This window comes from Marinobacter sp. B-21 (assembly GCF_056857895.1).
The window spans coordinates 90,461-109,353 of sequence record NZ_JBSXNZ010000085.1 but is presented as its reverse complement, the minus strand read 5'-3'; the positions used below and the strand labels follow the sequence as shown (position 1 = coordinate 109,353).

The window sequence follows — 18,893 nt, the reverse complement described above, 5'->3', positions numbered from 1 at the left end:
CATTTTAACGGCCAGAGGCCGGAGCTGCCACCCAAAACCGCTGCAGCTTCGGCAAGTGCGGACAGGTTGGGCAAGATCAGGCGCTTATGCCATTATAGGGGCTCGGCCGAGGCCGGAACCCGATCTACCTCAAAAAAAGGGGCTGGAGAGTGGTTATTTCTGATGCGTTTTCGACAGATCATGGGAAGTTGCATGCACAAATCCGTACCGTTCCTGGTTACCTGCCTGCTTGGCCTGACACTGGCAGGCTGTGCCAGCTTCACCGGCACCGAGGAAATGCCCGCCCCGAAAGAAACAGCTACTGCCGACAAAAAAGCGGATGCACCGCCGCCGGTGGAATACGCAGACTTCGAGCCGGAAACGCTTTATCTGCTTCTGTCCGCCGAAATTGCAGCCCAGCGCGGCCGCTATGACATTACCCTGGTGAATTACGTCAAGGCCGCCAAACAGTCCCGGGACCCAGGCGTGATCCAACGCGCCATGCGGATTGCCCAGTCCCTGAACGGCGACAACGCCCAGAAACAGCTGGCCGACCTGTGGCTGGAGGTTGACCCGGACAGCCTGCAGGCTCACCGGATTTCCGCTATCCAGGCAGTGAAGAGCAATGACCTCCAAACGGCCCTGCACCACATGGAACAAATCATGGACCGGGGCGGCGATGCCGATTTCGACAGCCTGGCGGCCATGGCCACCAACCTGCCGCCGAAACAACAGCAGGAACTGCTCTCTTTATATGAAGATATGTCCCTACGCCGCCCCAACACCCCTGAGCTTGATTACAGCATCGCGCTGCTGCTCAAGATCACGGGGCAACCGGAACAGGCACTGGACCGGCTGGAGCCGCTGCTGGAAGAAAACCCCAACTTCCAGCCGGCGATCATCCTTAGAGCTGATCTGCTCTATCAGACCGGCGAGAAAGGCAGCGCCCTCGACTACCTCCTGGCAAATACCCGGCGCTTTCCCGGCAACCGACAGATGGGCACGCTCTATGGCCGGATGCTGATCAATGAAGGCGAACTGCAGGCCGCCCAGGACGAATTCAGTCGCCTGGTGCAGCAGTACCCGGACACCCCGGGCCTCCGGCTTTCCCACGCACTGGTCGCCCTGGAAAACGGGCAAACGGATCTGGCCAGGCAAGAACTGACACAGCTGACCGAACAGGGCCAACATGGCAGCGAAGCCAACTATTACCTGGGCCGCATTGAAGACCAGGCCGGCAACACCGAACAGGCCATTGGCTACTACCAGAGCGTTGAACAGGGCAATTACTACTTCCCCGCACTCGCCCGCGCCAGCTCACTGCTTGCCGAAAACGGACAGTTGGATGACGCCGTCGACAGAATCCGGAGACTCCGGGACGCCAACCCCAGACAGGCCGAAAACTTCTGGTTGCTGGAGGTAAACCTGCTCCTCGGCGAAGGACAGCGGCAAGAGGCACTGAGCACAGCAACGGAAGCCCTGGAGGAACACCCCGACAACCTCCAGATCCGCTACGCCCGCGCCATGCTTTACGACACACTTGACCGGGCCGCTGATGCCGAGGCCGATCTGAAGCGGATTGTTGAGCAGGACCCTGAAAACGCCGTTGCCCTGAACGCCCTCGGCTACATCCTGAGCACACGTACCGACCGACTGAGAGAGGCCCGCGGTTACATCGAGAAGGCACTGTCACTGGACCCGGGGAATCCGGCCATTCTCGACAGCATGGGCTGGATCCTGCTCCTTGAGGGGCAGATCAGGCCTGCGCTCGAGCACCTGTCCCGCGCCTGGGCCGCCTATCCGGATCCGGAAGTAGCCGCCCATTACGGTGAGGCCCTGTGGATGAGCGGGGCCGAGGACCAGGCCAGGATCATCTGGCAGAAAGGCCTTGATCAGGACCCCAATCACGAAGTACTCAATGAAACCATAGACCGGCTGACACGTGGTGGTGAGCAGTAATGAAACTTGTCCGAACCCTGGCGGCACTCCTCATGCTCGCCACCCTCGGCGCCTGTACCACCATTCAGCTCGAACCCCTGCCGGAAGGGATGACAGACCAGCCACCTGCGAACTGGACGGCCCGCTCGGCCAGTCTCGGGCAACTGGATCACTGGAAGCTCTCCGGCAAACTGGCGGTCCGCCAGCCATCGGACAGCGGCACCGCCATCATCAACCACTGGATTCAGGACGGCCAGGCCTACGACCTGGCCCTGTCCTCATCGTTTCTGGGCATGGGCAGCACCAGACTCAAAGGCGTCCCCGGCTTTATTGAGCTTACACTCCCCAATGGCGACACCTACCGCTCTGGCGAACCGGAGTCCCTGGTGGAAGCGGCCACCGGCTGGCAGCTGCCCCTGGAGAACCTGACCTGGTGGATCCGCGGCTTGCCCTCACCCGGCAGCGATTACCGCCTGCTGTTTGATGAACAAGGCAGCCTGGCGATCATCCGGCAAGACGGCTGGGAGATCCGCTACGACCGCTGGCGGGACTTTCTTGCCAGCTACCCGGCACTGCCCGCCCGCATCACCGCCCTGAAAGAAGACAAACGGGTGAGGCTGGTGGTCTCCGACTGGCAGGAGCAGGCGCTGTGAGCCTCGGCATCACCCTGCCCTCGCCCGCCAAACTGAACCTGTTTCTGCACATTGTCGGGCGCCGGCCAGACGGCTACCACGAGCTGCAGACCCTGTTCCAGTTTCTCGATTACGGCGACGACCTCACCTTCACCCCTACCCCTGAACGGCCCGGCGCAAGGCTTGAGGAGTCTGTCCCCGGCGTACCCGATGACGACAACCTGGTCATTCGCGCCGCCAAAGCCCTTATGGAGCGCAACCGCGAAGAACTGCCCGGCGTTAACATTCGCATTACCAAACGGCTGCCCATGGGCGGAGGCCTCGGCGGCGGCAGCTCCAACGCTGCGACCACACTGCTCGGACTCAACCACCTCTGGAGCCTGCGCCTCGGCATCGATGAACTGGCCGATATTGGCCTGACCCTGGGCGCCGATGTGCCAGTGTTTGTTCGTGGCCACGCCGCCTTTGGCGAGGGCGTTGGTGAAAAGCTGACCAACGCGAATCCACCGGAAGACTGGTTCGTCGTTATTAAACCTGCCTGTAACATAAACACGGGCAAGATTTTTTCCGAGCAAGGGTTGACAAGGAACACCCCGAGAATCAGAATAGCGCCCGCTTTTGAGGGAGACGCCTCGAGGTACCGAAACGACTGTGAGGATGTAGTTCGCAAACTGTATCCTGAGGTCAACCAGAGCCTGGAATGGCTTTCACAATTCGGACCTGCAAGATTAACCGGAACCGGGGCTTGCATATTTGGACGTTTCCCGACAGAATCCGCAGCCCGGATCATCTGGGAAAGCAAACCCTCCGGCGTCACGGGGTTCGTAGCTAAAGGGGTGAACAGTTCACCTCTGCACAAAAAGCTAACAGAGCTGAAATGATGCCAAAAAAGCACGATACTGGGGTGTCGCCAAGTGGTAAGGCAACGGGTTTTGATCCCGTCATGCGCAGGTTCGAATCCTGCCACCCCAGCCACCTTTCTCCCGCTTCTTCTGAATCAAACCCCGATACTGAGAAGGATGCCGTCGTGTCCAAACTGATGATTTTTGCCGGCAATGCCAACCCCGAGCTTGCCAGAGCCATCGCCCAGAAACTCCACATTCCCATGGGTCAGGCCACGGTAGGCCGCTTCAGCGACGGCGAAACCACCGTCGAGATCAATGAGAATGTCCGCGGCCATGATGTGTTCATCATCCAGCCGACCTGCTACCCCACCAACGATAACCTGATGGAACTGATCGTGATGGCCGACGCACTTCGCCGTGCCTCCGCAACACGTGTCACTGCCGTTATCCCGTACTATGGATACGCCCGCCAGGATCGCCGGGTTCGCTCTACCCGCGTTGCCATCAGCGCCAAGGTGGTAGCCGACATGATCTCCAGCATCGGTGTTGACCGGGTTCTGACCGTCGACCTGCACGCCGACCAGATCCAGGGCTTCTTTGACATCCCGGTAGACAACATCTATGCCACGCCGGTGATGCTTGATGACATCTTCAAGCAGCGTTTCGAGAACTTCGTGGTGGTCTCTCCGGATGTTGGCGGCGTCGTTCGCGCCCGCGCCGTCGCCAAGAAACTGGACGACGCCGATCTGGCCATCATCGACAAACGTCGCCCGAAAGCCAACGTCTCGCAGGTCATGCACATCATCGGTGATGTAAAGGACAAGACCTGCATCCTGGTGGACGACATCATTGATACCGCCGGTACCCTGTGCAAGGCTGCCAACGCCCTGAAAGAGCACGGAGCTGCCAAAGTGGTTGCCTACAGCACCCACCCTGTACTCTCCGGTCCGGCCGTTGATAACATCAATGCGTCCCAACTGGACGAACTGGTGGTCTGCGATACCATCCCGCTGGGTGACAAAGCGAAGAATTGTGATAGAATCCGCGTCCTCGGAATGGCCGGGCTGCTTGCGGAGTCTATTCGCCGCGTAAGCAACGAAGAGTCCATCAGCGCCATGTTCGAGAATGTCTGAACGGTCATCTGGCCATATTTTTCAGGCATAACAGGTAGTTGCCGGGTCGGGAGCCTACACAGGCTCCCGACTCTTTTACTCAGCCGGAAAACCCGGCTTTTCAGAAACATCACCTGATCCAACGCCTGGTCGCGGGCAGTTCAGGTGACGATTGAGGTTAATACCATGTCTCAGGAATTTGTTATCGAAGCATTTCCTCGCGACGATCAGGGGAGAGGTGCGAGCCGCCGCCTGCGTCGTGAGGAGCGTAAAATTCCGGCCATCATCTATGGTGGCGGAAAAGGCGCAACTGCGGTTTCCATCTGGCACAACGAGCTGAAAAAGGCTCTGGAAAACGAAGCATTCTTCTCTCACGTTCTGACCGTCGAACTGAATGGCAAGAAAGAAAGCGTGATCCTGAAGGATCTGCAGCGTCACCCCTACAAGCCACTGCTGACCCACGCTGACTTCCTGCGCGTCGACAAGGATCACGAGATCCACGTAAACGTTCCGCTGCACTTCATCAATGAAGAAAGCGCACCGGCCATCAAGCTTCAGGGCGGCGTAGCGAACCACCAGATCACCGAAGTGGAAGTGATCTGTCTGCCGCAGAACCTGCCCGAGTTCGTCGAAGTGGACATGGCTACCGTGGAAATGGATCAGGTAGTTCACCTGAGCGACCTGAAACTGCCGAAAGACGTCAAGATTGCCGCTCTGCTTCAGGGTGAAGATCACGACCTGCCTGTAGTGGCTATCCACAAGCCGCGCGGCGCCAAGGTTGATGAGGCCGAAGACGGCGAAGAAGGTGAAGAAGGCGAAGACAAGGAGTAATGACTCCTGTACTGACGAGGGCAACGGCGAATGGCGCAGGATATTGTCATGGTGGTTGGCCTGGGAAATCCCGGGGCCGACTACGAGAATACCCGCCATAACGCCGGCGCCCTGTTTGTCGAAGCCCTGGCCCGTTCCGCGGGCCAGGCGCTCCGCCCAGAGAAGAAGTACCACGGGCTTTACGCCCGCATTCAGTGGCAGGGCCTCGACCTGCATCTCCTGAATCCCACCACCTTTATGAATCGTAGCGGCCTGGCCATCAAAGCGCTGGCAGACTTCTTCAAGATTCAGCCCCAACAGATTCTGGTTGCCCACGACGAGCTTGATCTGCCACCAGGCACCGCCAAACTCAAGAAAGGCGGCGGCCACGGCGGGCATAACGGCCTGCGGGACACCATTGCCCACCTGGGCACCAACGAATTCCAGAGATTGCGCATCGGCATTGGCCACCCCGGCGACAGCCGCAAGGTAACCGGTTATGTTCTCGGCCGCCTGGGTAAACAGGAAACCGAGCAACTGAACGCCGTAACGGATGAAATCATGCGGGTACTGCCCGATGCAGCCAACGGCAAACTTGCCGCCGCCATGAACCGCCTGCACGGCTTCAAACCGGCTCCCTGACACACCCCCTTACTCGCTTACACCCCCATACACCGGTATAATCCGGCCAAATTTTCCAGTACCAGCAGAGGCATTCCATGGGATTTAACTGCGGCATCGTCGGCCTTCCCAACGTCGGCAAATCCACCCTGTTCAACGCGCTCACCAAATCCGGCATAGGTGCGGAAAACTTCCCCTTCTGCACCATCGAGCCCAACGCCGGTGTAGTCGCCATGCCGGACCCGCGTCTGAACAAACTGGCCGAGATCGTAAAGCCCGAGCGCGTTGTGCCAACCACCATGGAGTTCGTCGACATCGCCGGCCTGGTAGCAGGCGCGTCCAAAGGTGAAGGTCTGGGCAACCAGTTCCTGGCCAACATCCGCCAGACCGACGCCATTGCCCACGTAGTCCGCTGTTTCGAAGACGGCAACGTTATTCATGTGGCCAACAAAGTCGATCCCGCATCGGATATTGAGGTGATCAACACCGAACTGGCCCTGGCCGATCTGGAAACCGTGGAAAAGGCCATCAAGCGGGTACAGCGTGTGGCCAAGAGCGGAGACAAGGAAGCCAAGGCCCAGCTCGAGATGTTCGAAAAACTCCTGCCGGTGCTGAACGAAGGCAAGCCGGTGCGCAGCATGAACCTGGACAAGGACCAGATGGCGCTGGTTCGCGAGCTGTGCCTGCTTACCGTCAAGCCCACCATGTACATCGCCAACGTGAACGAAGACGGCTTCGAGAACAACCCGCACCTGGATACCGTGCGCAAGATCGCCGAATCCGAGAACGCGGTGGTAGTGCCCATCTGCAACAAGCTGGAAGCCGAGATTTCCGAACTGGAAGACGACGAGAAAGCCATGTTCCTGGATGAAATGGGCATGGAAGAGCCCGGCCTGGACCGGGTGATTCGCGCCGGCTACGGCCTCCTGGGCCTGCAGACCTACTTTACCGCCGGAGTAAAGGAAGTCCGCGCCTGGACCGTCAAAATCGGCGCCACCGCGCCCCAGGCCGCCGGTGTGATCCACACCGATTTTGAGCGCGGTTTTATCCGTGCTGAGGTGGTGAGCTACGACGACTTCGTGAAGTACAACGGCGAAGCCGGCGCCAAGGATGCCGGCAAATGGCGCCTGGAAGGCAAGGAATACATCGTGAAGGACGGCGACGTCATCCACTTCCGCTTCAACGTGTAACTTTTCAGGAAAAACTGGGCCCGAAGCCTTGACAGAAAGAGCCCAAATACTGAAAATACGCGCCTTGTTTGGGGCGATGCCCAAAGCGAAATGGCAAGGTAGCTCAGTTGGTTAGAGCACAGCACTCATAATGCTGGGGTCGGCGGTTCGACTCCGCCCCTTGCTACCAAGATTCAAAGGGCTACGATTTACGTCGTAGCCCTTTTTTTGGTTTTGCCGGCGGTTGTACCACAACGCTCACAAAGCGCCGCCCTTCTCTCGCGCGGCAGCAGCGCTGGCGATCTGTTCTCCCATTCGCGTGATATGGTCAATCGCATCCCCAATATCATTGAGAGACTGCGCTACCTGTTCGCTCAGCACCCGATTGTCTTCCACCTGCTGCAGTCCGGCCTGCATAACCGTTGCCGTTTGCTGGCTTTCACCCACCAGGCTTTCGATAACCTCCCGGATCTCGGAGGTAGACGCTTGTGTTCGTTGCGCCAGAGAACGCACTTCGTCAGCCACGACGGAAAACCCCCGGCCATGCTCCCCCGCCCTGGCGGCTTCTATGGCCGCATTCAGCGCAAGAAGGTTGGTCTGATCCGCAATCTCCGTGATGACATCCACCACGCGCCGTATATCCGTGCTCTTGTTTTCCAGGGAACGGATTTTCTCTGCCACCTGCTGGATTTCGTGGGACAGGCGAATCAGGGATTCCCGCCCCTTCTCGCCCCTGGCTGCCAAGATCCCGGGCTTGCGAGCCGGAAAAACCCTGGAGCAACTGGTCTACCTCAGCGATTGCCGGGTCCGCCTTCCGGAACAGCACCTCCGCTTCGGCCACAAGCTCCTGCTCCCGGGGGGGTTAGCTTGGTGGCCGTGTATTTGCGCCACGTGCCCCGGATTCGGTCCTGGGCGTCAGAAACCTGCGTAGGCTGTGCTCCAAGCAGGGAAAATCCGTTTCTTTAGGTTGGGGGGCTAACAATATATGTAAATAAAAAAGTCATTCGTTAGAATGGTCACAATATTTTGCATTATTTTGACTTCGCCCGGCCAGCCACCAGACCGGCACTGCATTTGGCGCCTGAACCTTCAAACCGTTCCGGGTTCTCGTGCTATGCTTCGCCCGTTGTTGTGGCGCGCAAGGATCCTACCCCCGGTGAGAGTTCTTCCGATTGTTCAGATCGTCGGCTTTTTGCTGATTTTGCTCAGTTTTCTGATCACCTTACCCGTTAACCTGCTTGTTCTTGGAGAAACGCCGGATCAGCAAGCATTCGTTACCTCGGCACTGATCTGTTTTGGGGTGGGTTTCCTTTGCTTCATGGTAACCGACAGAAAACGCCACGGGCTGAAACAGCGGGAGATGTTCCTCCTGACCGTTTCCGCCTGGGTTATCATCCCTTTCTTTTCCAGCCTGCCGCTTCTTTTCAGCGATCTGGGCCTATCGGTCACTGACGCTTTTTTTGAGAGTATTTCCGGCATTACAACCACCGGCTCAACGATACTGACCGGGCTCGACGACATGCCGGCCGACATTCTTCTCTGGCGCTCACTCATGCAGTGGATGGGGGGGATAGGTATCATCGGGATGGCCGTGGCGATTCTGCCTTTCCTGCGTATCGGGGGTATGCGCCTGTTTGCCACCGAATCCTCCGAGTGGACCGAAAAAGCCGTGCCCCGCACCAACCGGCTTGCCCGGGGGCTTGTCTTCAGTTACCTCGCGATCACCCTGAGCTGCATCGGCGTTTACTGGTTGCTGGGCATGGATCTTTTCAATGCCGTCAATCACGCACTCACAACTGTCTCAACCGGAGGCTATTCCACTTCTGACAGCTCCATGGGCCAGTTTGACAACTCCCTGATCTTCCTCGCCTCCTCGCTCTTTATGGCCCTTGGCGGCATTCCGTTCTTCCTTTTTGTGAGGCTGCTGAATGGTCACTACACGCCACTGCTGAGGGACAAACAGGTTCATTTTTTCCTGCAGTTCCTTCTCATTGCCGCGCTCATTATCACGCTTTACCGGGTGGTGACCGCAGGCGCACCGGTGGCGGAGGCCTTTGTTCATGCCCTGTTCAACGTAACCTCTGTGGTCACCACCACCGGCTACGCCAGTGAGGACTATATGCTCTGGGGGCCGCTGGTGATAGTGATCTTTTTCTTCCTGACCTTTGTCGGCGGATGCTCCGGCTCCACCAGTGGCGGCATGAAGATGTTCCGCTTCCAGCTTTCAATGCTTCTGCTCAGGGAGCAGATGATCCGGTTGCTCCACCCCAGAGCCGCCATGGGACGGCGTTATAATGGCCGGGTCATCAGTGACGAGATTATTGCCTCTTCAGTCGCCTTCTCTTTCATCTTTCTCGCGACTCTCGCCCTCGCCTCTGCCGTGCTCGCGGCATTGGGCCTGGATCTGGTCACCAGCCTCACCGGCGCCGCCACTGCACTGGCCAACGTTGGCCCCGGGCTGGGCGATACCATTGGCCCGGCAGGAAATTTCCAGTCGTTGCCGGATGCCGCCAAGTGGGTTCTGATGGTGGTCATGCTGCTTGGGCGGCTGGAGTTGCTGAGCGTTCTGGTGCTGCTTTCTCCTCACTTCTGGCGCGGCTGAAAGCCGTCTTTGGCGCTGTTTTCGGCTCCGGGAACGGTCCTCCCGGCACATTCTCTGTGGCATACTGAAGCCCGGATCCAATAACGCCAACTCCCCGTTCGCAAGGAAGTTACTATGAAATTCGAGACGCTCGCCCTGCATGCCGGCTTCAAGAGCGACCCCACTACCCGGGCCGCCACCACGCCGATCTACCAGACCACGTCCTACACCTTCGATGACACCCAGCACGGTGCCGATCTGTTTGACCTGAAGGTTCAGGGCAACATCTATACCCGCATCATGAACCCCACCAATGCGGTTCTTGAACAGCGGATGGCCGAACTGGAAGGCGGCGTTGGCGCCCTGGCCGTGGCCTCTGGCATGGCCGCCATTACCTACGCCCTGCAAACCATCTGCAAGGTTGGCAACAACATTGTCAGCACCAGCCAACTGTATGGCGGCACCTACAACCTGTTCGCCCATTCCCTGCCCAATCAGGGCATTGAGTGCCGAATGGTACCTCATGATGATTTCGATGCCGTGGAAAAGGCGATTGATGACAACACCCGCGCCCTGTTCTGCGAGTCCATCGGCAACCCGGCTGGCAATGTGGTGGATATCCAGCGCTGGGCCGAGATCGCCCACACGCACGGCATTCCGCTGATGGTGGACAACACTGTCGCCACGCCGTTCCTGTGTCGCCCCTTTGAGCATGGCGCGGATATCGTTATCCATTCTCTTACCAAGTACATCGGCGGTCACGGCACGACTGTGGCGGGGGTCGTGGTCGACTCCGGCCAATTCGACTGGAAAGCCAACGCCGCCAAGTTCCCGATGCTGAACGAGCCGGATCCGTCCTACCATGGCGTGGTCTATACCGACGCCCTCGGCGCCGCCGCCTTTATCGGCCGCTGCCGTGTAGTGCCGCTGCGCAACACCGGTGCAGCCCTGGCGCCGTTCAACGCCTTCCTGATCATGCAGGGTCTGGAAACACTGGCGCTGCGCATGGAACGCCACTGCGAGAACGCGGAGAAAGTGGCCAGCTTCCTGCAGAACCATCCATCGGTGGAATGGGTGAACTACGCGACTCTGTCCAACAGCCCCTACAAGGCCACCTGCGACAAGATCTGTGGCGGCAAGGCCTCCGGCATCCTGAGCTTTGGCATCAAGGGTGGCCGGGAAGCCGGTGCCAGATTCATCGATGCGCTGGATCTGATCCTGCGCCTGGTGAACATTGGCGACGCCAAATCCCTGGCCTGTCACCCGGCCACCACAACCCATCGCCAGCTGAACCCGGAGGAACTGAAAAGTGCCGGCGTGAGCGAGGACCTGGTGCGACTGTCTATCGGCATCGAGCATGTCGACGACATCATTGCCGACATCACCCAGGCCCTGGACAAAGCCCAGGCTTGATGACGATCAACCGGGTACGACCAATGTCGTGCCCGGTATCCCCGTGATTGCCCGTACCTGCCTTGTAACTCCCCCGCCAGCCCATTACTCTTTAGTGTTCCCCAAGCCTTTATGAGAGTCCGGTTGCAATGAGCGACAGCGCAAAGCCCCGCATTACCAGTGGTTCCAAATTCCGCAACGAGCATGGTTTTTCAGCCATCAAGGATGGCGTCAAGCGGTCATCAAAGCAGGAAGCCACACCGGTGGAGCGCAAGCCGAAATGGCTGAGGGCACGCATGCCCGGAGGCGAACGCTATGAGGCGGTTCGCAAGAACGTCGGTGAGCATCGCCTGAGCACCGTTTGCCAGGAATCCCATTGCCCCAACATCGGCGAGTGCTGGACCGCCGGGACCGCCACGATCATGGTGATGGGATCGGTATGTACCCGGGCCTGCAAATTCTGCGCAGTGGATACCGGCAACCCGAAGGGCTGGCTGGATGTGGAAGAGCCGGAGAATACCGCCAGGTCGGTGGAGCTGATGGGCCTTCGCTACATCGTGCTCACCTCAGTGGACCGGGACGATCTGGACGACGGTGGTGCCGCGCACTATGCCGCCTGCGTATCCGCCATCAAGCAGCGCACCCCGGAAGTGGCTGTGGAAGCACTGACTCCGGATTTTGACGCGGTGATGTCGGATGTTGAGAAAGTGGTGGATTCCGGGCTGGATGTCTTCGCCCAGAATGTGGAAACCGTGAAACGCCTGACCAGCCACGTGCGGGACCGCCGCGCCGGTTATGAGAAAACCCTGAGCGTACTGGAACACGCCAAGAAGCACCGGCCGGATGTGCTTACCAAGACCAGCCTGATGCTGGGCCTGGGCGAAACCGAGAAAGAAATCCTGGAAACCATGGACGACCTGCGGGCCATTGGCGTGGATATCCTGACCCTGGGCCAGTACCTTCGTCCTACCCCGAACCACCTGCCGGTGGAACGCTACGTCACGCCCGAAGAGTTCAACCGCTACCGCGAGATCGGTCTGGAAAAAGGCTTCATGGAAGTGCCGTCCGGCCCCATGGTCCGCTCCAGTTACCGTGCCGATAGAGTCTTCGATAAAAACAATCTTGGTCTCGCCTTACAGGAAGTCCCCCAGGCCTCCAAAGCCATGCAGATTCCGGTGAAGGCCGTCGACTGAGAACGCCCATGCTGAAACTGCTGCGAAATGCCCGGCTGAAGTACAAATTCTGGTTGCTGAATATTGTCGTTTTTGCAGTGCTTTGCCTGCTGGTGCTCTATGCCATGCACACCATTGCAGGACAAACCGGCAAAGCCCTTAATGACGTGTTTTCCGAAACGGCGCCGGGATTCGCGCTGGTGGTCGCGGTTCTCATGGCGCTCGAAATGGCCGGCTCCCAGTTACTGATCTCCTTTATAGAACGCCATGTGAATCGCCTGAAAAATACCATGGTGGAGGTACAGGCCTCTGGCAACCTGAGCCAACGGGCCGATGTGGATTCCACTGACGAAATCGGCGAAATGGCCAGCGCCTTCAATGCCATGCAGGACCGTACCGTGGGCGTTGTAAAGAGCATGAAGGAAGCCATTGATCGCCTGCACAGTGAAGTCCGGGAACTGACCGCGGCTGCCGAAGCCCGCCGGGACGATCTGAGCCGACAGCAGGCAGACGCCGACCGCTCCGCAGACGTCATCGGAACCATGCTGCAGAGCTTCACTGGTATTGCCGAACAGGCCGGGATCGCCAAAACCCTGTCCCACGAGGCCCGGGACACCGCCCGTGACGGCAGCAAGCGTGTCGGCCAGAGTGCAGACAGCATCCGCAAACTGGCCGATGTGGTGCGCGATTCCGCCAGCAGTGTCGAGGCCCTGGCCGAGAACAGTCACGAAATCAGTCACGCCATTACCGAGATCCGGGGTATTGCCGAGCAGACCAACCTGCTGGCTCTGAATGCCGCCATCGAGGCGGCCCGGGCCGGTGAACAGGGCCGCGGGTTCGCGGTAGTGGCAGACGAAGTGCGCAATCTGGCGCAGCGGGTTCAGGACTCCACCGATCAGATTCAGGGCACCATCGATCGGTTGCTCAATGCCATGAGTACCGCCGTGAACCGGATGACCGGAAGCTCCGAGGGTGCCAGCCGCTGCGTCGAGGACTCCGAGGAAGGCCTCCGCGCCCTTGAGGCCATCAACGAGGTGGTCAGCCGGATTGATCAGACTAACCAGGAGATCGCCAATGTGTCCGCTGAACAGACCGCCGGCACCGACGGTGTCCTGGCCAATGTTCAGGGTATCCGCGAAACCACCCAGAACATGGTGATCCAGCTTGCCGAGAGCGCCGAAATGAGCAAGCGCCTGAAGCGGCTGATTGATTCCCTGGAAGAAGCATCCTCAAAGGTCACGGTTCACTGAGGTTTATGGCACACTCTGCACTCGTCTGAACCGGCAGAGCAGTTGTCCATGGACACTTGGTATACCTGCCAGAAAATGGTTCGGGTGTTGAGTCTGGCTTTGGCTCCTGGCCTTCCTGGTTCAGGAGCTGGCGTGACAGGCTACAAATAAAAAAGGCCACACCCAAAGATGCGGCCCTTCTCCAGAACAGCTAGCGGGAAGCTAGATCACTGCATACCCTGGCCCTGCTGCTGCATCATCTGGCGCTGCTGCATTTGTTGCTGCATCTGCTGCATGCGCTTATCGAGCTCGTCACGCTGTTCCTGGGTAAACACATTGTCTACCTTGGCCTGCATCAGCGTGGACAAGGCCGCAATTTCGCCGGTGACATCGCCCAGTTTTTCGGCGTGCTCGCGAATGGCGGCCTCATCAAAATCGGATTTGATCTCACCCTGCATCTGCTGCTGCAGCGCACGGGCTTCCTGACGGAGCTCGCCGATCTCACCCTGCATCTCGTCGATGATGGCGCGGATCTCCGTTTGCTGATCCCCGGACAGGCCCACCATTTGCGCCAGCTGATCAACCTGGTCTGGCTGTCCACCAGCGGCTTGTTGGGCCATGGCGGGAACCGAAAGGCTCAGGGCGACCAGAGCAGTACCAAACAGTTTTACAAGCTTCATAAAGTTCTCCGTTAACAGGGTGGTCACAACGTGAATACCACCGACATACATTGGTTTCGTCGTTCAGGCCCTACACCCTAAAACATCCGCACGCGGTTTTTCACCCCGATCAGCCCTGTTTTTGTACATACTTCTCACTATCCCCCGCCACAAACCGCCACACACGGGCATTCAAACAAATGTGAAAGTTTAGTCATTCCCCTTCATAATGGCGCCGATTACAGACAGCCGGAGCAGAAAAGATGGCAATTAACTGGTTTCCAGGGCACATGCACAAGGCCCGCAAGGAGATCAAACAGGTGATGCCGCAGATGGATCTCATCATTGAGGTGGTGGATGCGCGGATTCCTTTCAGCAGCGAAAACCCGCTGGTGCCGGCCCTGCGTGGCGAAACGCCGCTGATCAAGGTATTGAACAAGCGCGACCTGGCAGACCCGGAGATCACCGAGCGGTGGCTGGTCTGGCTCGAGAAAGAGCGTGGGGTGCGTGCCATTACCCTCACTCACAATCAACGCACCGAGGCGTTGTCCATCCTCAAGCTTGCCGAGGAAATGACGCCAGATCACGATCGCCAGAAAAGCGCATTGCGGGTGATGATCCTGGGCATTCCCAATGTCGGCAAGTCCACCCTGATCAATACCCTGGCGGGACGGCCCGCAGCCAAAACCGGGAACGAGCCGGCGGTCACAAGGGCGCAGCAGGCCATCAAGCTGCCCGACAACATCCTTCTGTACGACACCCCCGGCTTCCTCTGGCCCAAGCTGTCTCCGGAAGCCTGCGGATACCGCCTGGCGATCACCGGCGCCATTCGAAGCTCGGTGCTGGATTTCGAGGACGTTGCCATGTTCGAGGCGGACTACCTGCTCGAGGCCTACCCGGAGCTGGTCAAGGCCCGCTACGGTTTTGAGGAGCTGCCGAAAGACGGTCTGGGACTGATGGATGGTATTGCCGCAAAACGTCGGTTTTTCGGTCGGGGTGGCGTTCCGGATCTGCACAAGGTGTCAGAGGTTTTACTCAACGAATTCAGGGCCGGAACGCTGGGGCGTATCTCTCTGGAAACACCGGAGATGGTTGAGCGTGAAGCCCGGGAGGCAACCAGCTAACCGCCCCCTTACCAAGGTCAAATATCGCATTCGGCCCAAAGCGCCTAGACTGTTAGATAACGTAATTGATCGCAAGGTCGGCCATTTCGGCCGGCCGGGAAGGAGGAATTTATGAGACGCGTCGTCGTCACCGGTATGGGCATCGTTTCCTGCCTCGGCAACTCACTGGATGAGGTCAGGGACAGCCTGAAAAACGGAAAGTCTGGCATTCGCTTCAACGAAACCTACAAGGAAATGGGCTTCCGCAGCCAGATTGCCGGCTCTGTGGACGTAGACACATCCGTTATCGACCGCAAGATCCGCCGCTTCATGGGCCCTTCCGCCATGTACAGCTATCTCGCCATGGAACAGGCCATTGCCCAGGCGGGCCTTACCGGAGATCTGATCTCCAACGACCGCACCGGCCTGATTGCCGGTTCCGGTGGTGCGTCCTGTTCCAGCCAGGTTGAAGCCACGGATATCATGCGTGCAAAAGGCGTCAAGCGTATTGGGCCTTACATGGTGCCGCGCATCATGACCAGCACGGTGTCAGCCTGCCTGGCCACCGCCTACAGGATCCGGGGCGTAAACTATTCCATGTCGTCTGCCTGTGCCACCAGCGCCCACTGCATTGGCCACGCTATGGAGCAGATCCAGGCCGGCAAGCAGGACATCGTGTTCGCCGGTGGTGGCGAGGAAGAAGACTGGAGCCTGACCATGATGTTCGACGCCATGGGAGCCCTCTCCACCAAATACAACGAAGCGCCGGAAACGGCTTCCCGCCCCTTCGATAACGGCCGGGACGGGTTCGTGATCGCCGGCGGTGGCGGCATGGTGGTTCTGGAAGAACTGGAACATGCGAAGAAACGGGGCGCCAATATTATTGCCGAGCTGACAGGCTATGGCGCCACCTCTGATGGCTACGACATGGTAGCCCCCTCCGGCGAGGGCGCACAGCGCTGTATGAAACAGGCCATGGCCACGATCCGTGGCAAGGTCGACTACATCAACGCCCACGGCACCAGTACCCCGGTAGGCGATGTGGCTGAAATGGGCGCGGTACGTGCCACCTTCGGATCCGACATTCCTGCCATTTCCTCAACCAAGTCACTGTCCGGGCATTCCCTGGGCGCTGCCGGCGCGCAGGAGGCAATTTACTCGCTGCTGATGCTGCAGAATGGTTTCATGGCCGGCACCGCAAACCTGGTCAATGTGGATGAGAAAATCGGCGATATTCCACTGGTGGGCCCTGAAAGCCGCGAGGCAGACCTGGGCACCGTGATGTCCAACAGCTTTGGTTTTGGCGGCACCAACGCCTCGCTGGTCTTTGAGAAACTGTAAATCCTCTCTTGCAAGGGCCCTTGGGCCCTTTTTTTAAAAAAATAAATTCTAAGACCATCCCGCTTGATCATTGGCAAAGACAGTCATCCGTATTAAGGTACATTGTTGATATGAATCAAATCGGACGGATCATTACGTATGGCTCAAGCAATTCCGTTTCGTCAGGCATCTCCCCTGAAGGCGTCCTGCCACCAGTGCAGCCTGAGCAACCTGTGCCTGCCCCTGGCCATTGCAGAGAACGACCTGGACAGACTGGAAGATATCGTCCAGCAGGGGCGGATTTTCAATCGCGGCGAACACATCTTTGACCAGAGCGCGCCCTTTCGCTCCTGCTTTGCGGTAAAAAGCGGATCGATCAAGACGTCAATCATTACCGAAGGTGGTGAGGAGCAGGTCACCGGGTTCTTCATGCCCGGTGAGCTGGTCGGCCTCGACAGCATGAGTAGCGAGAACTACGCCTGCACAGCCAAAGCTCTGGAGAGAACCAGCGTGTGCGAGTTTCCGGTGGATAAACTGGAGGAGCTGACCGGCAAGCTGCCGGATTTGCAGCACCACATGTTTCACCTGATGAGCCAGGAAATCCAGAACAGCCATCAGCTCGCGATGCTGCTGAGCAAGAACACAGCCGAGGAGCGCATTGCTGCCCTGCTGCTGTCACTGTCCAGCCGATTCCAGCGCCGGCGCATGTCCCCCACCAACTTCAGCTTGCCGATGGCGCGGAACGATATTGCCAACTTCCTCGGGCTGGCTGTAGAAACCGTCAGCCGGGTGTTCACACGATTCCAGAATCAGGGAATTATCAAGGCCCGAGGCCGGGAGGTTGAACTACTGGACGTCGAGGCCCTGCAGTTGGTTACCCGCGAGTTCTCACGGCAGTCTAATCCCTAAGCTCAGGCAAAGCAGAGCCCGCCCGGGAGTTATCCGGCGGGCTCGCCGGTCACTTCCCTGCCATTGGTCTGTTTCAGCATCGACAGCTCATCCACCAACCCGGAGCGCCAGGGCAGCTGCTTGATACCGAAAGTATTTCGGATCTTGGTGCAGATCAGTGTGGTGTTCACTGGCTCAAGATGTCCCCAGCCGGGCACCTCATCGACTACCCGGATACCCTCGGGAATACCCGGAAGCCCGGCGATCGCGAGCCCAAGCTCGTACAGGTTGATTTCCTCGGCACCGGCATACTGATAGGTGCCCCATACTTCGGCACCGCAATCGATCTGAAGCACCATTGCCGTTATCACCCGCGCAAGATCACGAACCGCAACAGGCTGGCCGCGGCACCGCCCGGGCAGTGACAGAGTCTCGCCTGCCGCAGTACTGACCTGCATCTTCCGGATGAACCGCGCCAGGCTCCAGCCGGTTCGCAGAATAATGTGTCTCGGCAGCAGCGTGCGCAACGCCTGCTCGCACTCCCACTGCCAGTTACCCAGTTCGTTGACCGGCTGGCCCGGGTTGGAGGTGATGTAGCCGCTTTGCTTTCGGCCATCGAAGACATAGCATGAGGACAGCTGGAGCAGCGCCATACCACGACCATGGGCAAACCCGGCCATTGCTACCGGCAATGAAAATGCCGCCATGCGGGCTCCCTCAGGATCCTTTTCGGCGACTTCAGGGTTCGCCATCCAGAGCGCATTTATGATCAGGTCGGTATCCTCGGGAATCCAGTTTTCCAGGGCGTCCAGATCTGCATTGGCGGGGTCACTGACGAGCAACGGACTGACGTGCAGGTGCGTTTCCCGCAGGCGCTCCAGCAAAATCTTCCCCAAAGGGCCGTAATCGTGAACAACAAGTACATGCACGCGGGTTCAATGCCTCCGGATATCACTGATGTGACGGTAGTTCCGAACCGGTCTGGCCAATGGCTTACGATTTCCGGTCCCTACACTATGACGCAGTCTGAATTTAATTCTTTGCTTTCCCTTTCAAGAGCATACAACAACAGGAACTGTCATGCTGAAGCAACAGAGTCACATTGTGGCGCCGATCCCCGACGGGCTGCGAACCCGTGCCCTGTATACCGTCGGCGAACTTCGCGAACGAGGCAGGGCCGACAAGGAAGCGATCGACAAACTCTTCAACCTGATCGTGGAGATGACCGAAGAAGGTCTGGATTTCTTTTTCCTTGAGCCGCTTCGGCGACTGCACGCGAGCAGCATGATGATGGGCATGGCAAAAATGGGCATCGGCAGCATGCTCAAGGGAAGCAAAATGGTCGTTCACAAGGTTCTGAAAAAACTCGACGACCGAAGCCTGGCTGCCATTCTCGACTTCATCGAGGAAATTATTCACGAGCCGGAGCAGGCCTGACGGCCA

Annotated in this window: 18 protein-coding genes and 2 tRNA genes; 17 read left to right on the top strand and 3 right to left on the bottom strand. The window is 58.5% G+C overall.

Features of this window, described 5'->3' with window-relative positions:
• Window positions 1-192 precede the first annotated feature (192 nt).
• From AC13C0_RS15495 to AC13C0_RS15455, 9 genes are all read left to right on the top strand, one after another.
• Complete coding sequence (locus AC13C0_RS15495) at window positions 193-1,938, top strand: tetratricopeptide repeat protein (RefSeq protein ID WP_117620445.1); 1,746 nt, start codon at window positions 193-195, stop codon at window positions 1,936-1,938.
• A complete protein-coding gene (lolB, locus tag AC13C0_RS15490; protein WP_117619739.1) occupies window positions 1,938-2,570 on the top strand; it encodes a lipoprotein insertase outer membrane protein LolB in 633 nt (210 codons plus the stop codon). Before AC13C0_RS15495 ends, lolB begins: the two co-directional genes overlap by 1 nt.
• Window positions 2,567-3,430 (top strand): 4-(cytidine 5'-diphospho)-2-C-methyl-D-erythritol kinase, encoded by an 864-nt coding sequence (gene ispE / locus AC13C0_RS15485; RefSeq protein ID WP_117619738.1) that lies wholly within the window; start codon window positions 2,567-2,569, stop codon window positions 3,428-3,430. The genes lolB and ispE overlap by 4 nt, the downstream gene beginning before the upstream one ends.
• A 19-nt stretch (window positions 3,431-3,449) precedes the next feature.
• Window positions 3,450-3,524: transfer RNA gene (locus AC13C0_RS15480), tRNA-Gln, on the top strand.
• Between the two features lie 52 nt (window positions 3,525-3,576).
• Complete coding sequence (locus tag AC13C0_RS15475; protein WP_117619737.1) at window positions 3,577-4,527, top strand: ribose-phosphate diphosphokinase; 951 nt, start codon at window positions 3,577-3,579, stop codon at window positions 4,525-4,527.
• 165 nt (window positions 4,528-4,692) lie between these two features.
• Window positions 4,693-5,337 carry a 50S ribosomal protein L25/general stress protein Ctc gene (locus AC13C0_RS15470; RefSeq protein ID WP_117619736.1) on the top strand — a complete coding sequence of 215 codons (645 nt, stop codon included), beginning with the start codon at window positions 4,693-4,695 and terminating at the stop codon, window positions 5,335-5,337.
• A 30-nt stretch (window positions 5,338-5,367) separates the two neighbouring features.
• Entirely contained in the window at window positions 5,368-5,958 is a 591-nt protein-coding gene (gene pth / locus AC13C0_RS15465; protein ID WP_117619735.1) for an aminoacyl-tRNA hydrolase, read from the top strand.
• Window positions 5,959-6,035: 77 nt separating this feature from the next.
• Entirely contained in the window at window positions 6,036-7,127 is a 1,092-nt protein-coding gene (gene ychF / locus AC13C0_RS15460) for a redox-regulated ATPase YchF (RefSeq protein ID WP_117619734.1), read from the top strand.
• A gap of 92 nt (window positions 7,128-7,219) precedes the next feature.
• Window positions 7,220-7,296, top strand: a tRNA-Met gene (locus AC13C0_RS15455).
• Window positions 7,297-7,364: 68 nt separating this feature from the next.
• On the opposite strand, the gene AC13C0_RS15450 is transcribed toward AC13C0_RS15455, so the two are convergent.
• Entirely contained in the window at window positions 7,365-7,850 is a 486-nt protein-coding gene (locus AC13C0_RS15450; RefSeq protein ID WP_319922338.1) for a methyl-accepting chemotaxis protein, read from the bottom strand.
• A 412-nt stretch (window positions 7,851-8,262) separates the two neighbouring features.
• On the opposite strand from AC13C0_RS15450, the gene AC13C0_RS15445 reads away from it, so the two are divergent.
• The 4 genes from AC13C0_RS15445 (at window position 8,263) to AC13C0_RS15430 (ending at window position 13,501) form a co-directional block, all read left to right on the top strand.
• Window positions 8,263-9,708, top strand: coding sequence for a TrkH family potassium uptake protein (locus tag AC13C0_RS15445; RefSeq protein WP_227539339.1), 1,446 nt, complete (start codon window positions 8,263-8,265; stop codon window positions 9,706-9,708).
• A 114-nt stretch (window positions 9,709-9,822) separates the two neighbouring features.
• On the top strand, window positions 9,823-11,100 hold the full coding sequence (locus AC13C0_RS15440) for an O-acetylhomoserine aminocarboxypropyltransferase/cysteine synthase family protein (protein WP_117619731.1): 1,278 nt from the start codon (window positions 9,823-9,825) through the stop codon (window positions 11,098-11,100).
• 128 nt (window positions 11,101-11,228) lie between these two features.
• Window positions 11,229-12,272 carry a lipoyl synthase gene (lipA, locus tag AC13C0_RS15435; RefSeq protein WP_117619730.1) on the top strand — a complete coding sequence of 348 codons (1,044 nt, stop codon included), beginning with the start codon at window positions 11,229-11,231 and terminating at the stop codon, window positions 12,270-12,272.
• Between the two features lie 8 nt (window positions 12,273-12,280).
• Window positions 12,281-13,501, top strand: a complete 1,221-nt coding sequence (locus AC13C0_RS15430) for a methyl-accepting chemotaxis protein (RefSeq protein WP_117619729.1) — start codon at window positions 12,281-12,283, stop codon at window positions 13,499-13,501.
• Between the two features lie 206 nt (window positions 13,502-13,707).
• Here AC13C0_RS15430 and AC13C0_RS15425 read toward each other — a convergent pair whose 3' ends face one another.
• Window positions 13,708-14,160, bottom strand: a complete 453-nt coding sequence (locus tag AC13C0_RS15425) for a Spy/CpxP family protein refolding chaperone (protein WP_227539338.1) — start codon at window positions 14,158-14,160, stop codon at window positions 13,708-13,710.
• Window positions 14,161-14,402: 242 nt separating this feature from the next.
• Between AC13C0_RS15425 and ylqF the strand changes: the two genes are divergently transcribed.
• From ylqF to fnr, 3 genes are all read left to right on the top strand, one after another.
• A complete protein-coding gene (ylqF, locus tag AC13C0_RS15420) occupies window positions 14,403-15,263 on the top strand; it encodes a ribosome biogenesis GTPase YlqF (RefSeq protein WP_117619727.1) in 861 nt (286 codons plus the stop codon).
• Between the two features lie 111 nt (window positions 15,264-15,374).
• On the top strand, window positions 15,375-16,583 hold the full coding sequence (gene fabB / locus AC13C0_RS15415) for a beta-ketoacyl-ACP synthase I (protein WP_482954657.1): 1,209 nt from the start codon (window positions 15,375-15,377) through the stop codon (window positions 16,581-16,583).
• Between the two features lie 138 nt (window positions 16,584-16,721).
• Complete coding sequence (fnr, locus tag AC13C0_RS15410; RefSeq protein WP_482954656.1) at window positions 16,722-17,471, top strand: fumarate/nitrate reduction transcriptional regulator Fnr; 750 nt, start codon at window positions 16,722-16,724, stop codon at window positions 17,469-17,471.
• Window positions 17,472-17,500: 29 nt separating this feature from the next.
• Here the strand turns inward: fnr and AC13C0_RS15405 are convergent, their stop codons facing one another.
• Complete coding sequence (locus tag AC13C0_RS15405) at window positions 17,501-18,379, bottom strand: SDR family oxidoreductase (RefSeq protein ID WP_117619724.1); 879 nt, start codon at window positions 18,377-18,379, stop codon at window positions 17,501-17,503.
• A gap of 151 nt (window positions 18,380-18,530) precedes the next feature.
• Between AC13C0_RS15405 and AC13C0_RS15400 the strand changes: the two genes are divergently transcribed.
• Window positions 18,531-18,887 (top strand): hypothetical protein, encoded by a 357-nt coding sequence (locus tag AC13C0_RS15400; RefSeq protein WP_117619723.1) that lies wholly within the window; start codon window positions 18,531-18,533, stop codon window positions 18,885-18,887.
• The last annotated feature ends 6 nt before the right edge of the window (window positions 18,888-18,893 follow it).

Coding starts and splice junctions, on each gene's coding strand:
- AC13C0_RS15440 (WP_117619731.1), top strand. CDS start 9,823: ATGAAATTCGAGACGCTCGCCCTGCATGCCGGCTTCAAGAGCGACCCC.
- AC13C0_RS15470 (WP_117619736.1), top strand. CDS start 4,693: ATGTCTCAGGAATTTGTTATCGAAGCATTTCCTCGCGACGATCAGGGG.
- fabB (WP_482954657.1), top strand. CDS start 15,375: ATGAGACGCGTCGTCGTCACCGGTATGGGCATCGTTTCCTGCCTCGGC.
- ylqF (WP_117619727.1), top strand. CDS start 14,403: ATGGCAATTAACTGGTTTCCAGGGCACATGCACAAGGCCCGCAAGGAG.
- AC13C0_RS15430 (WP_117619729.1), top strand. CDS start 12,281: ATGCTGAAACTGCTGCGAAATGCCCGGCTGAAGTACAAATTCTGGTTG.
- AC13C0_RS15495 (WP_117620445.1), top strand. CDS start 193: ATGCACAAATCCGTACCGTTCCTGGTTACCTGCCTGCTTGGCCTGACA.
- fnr (WP_482954656.1), top strand. CDS start 16,722: ATGGCTCAAGCAATTCCGTTTCGTCAGGCATCTCCCCTGAAGGCGTCC.
- ychF (WP_117619734.1), top strand. CDS start 6,036: ATGGGATTTAACTGCGGCATCGTCGGCCTTCCCAACGTCGGCAAATCC.
- AC13C0_RS15425 (WP_227539338.1), bottom strand. CDS start 14,160: ATGAAGCTTGTAAAACTGTTTGGTACTGCTCTGGTCGCCCTGAGCCTT.
- AC13C0_RS15400 (WP_117619723.1), top strand. CDS start 18,531: ATGCTGAAGCAACAGAGTCACATTGTGGCGCCGATCCCCGACGGGCTG.
- lipA (WP_117619730.1), top strand. CDS start 11,229: ATGAGCGACAGCGCAAAGCCCCGCATTACCAGTGGTTCCAAATTCCGC.
- pth (WP_117619735.1), top strand. CDS start 5,368: ATGGCGCAGGATATTGTCATGGTGGTTGGCCTGGGAAATCCCGGGGCC.
- lolB (WP_117619739.1), top strand. CDS start 1,938: ATGAAACTTGTCCGAACCCTGGCGGCACTCCTCATGCTCGCCACCCTC.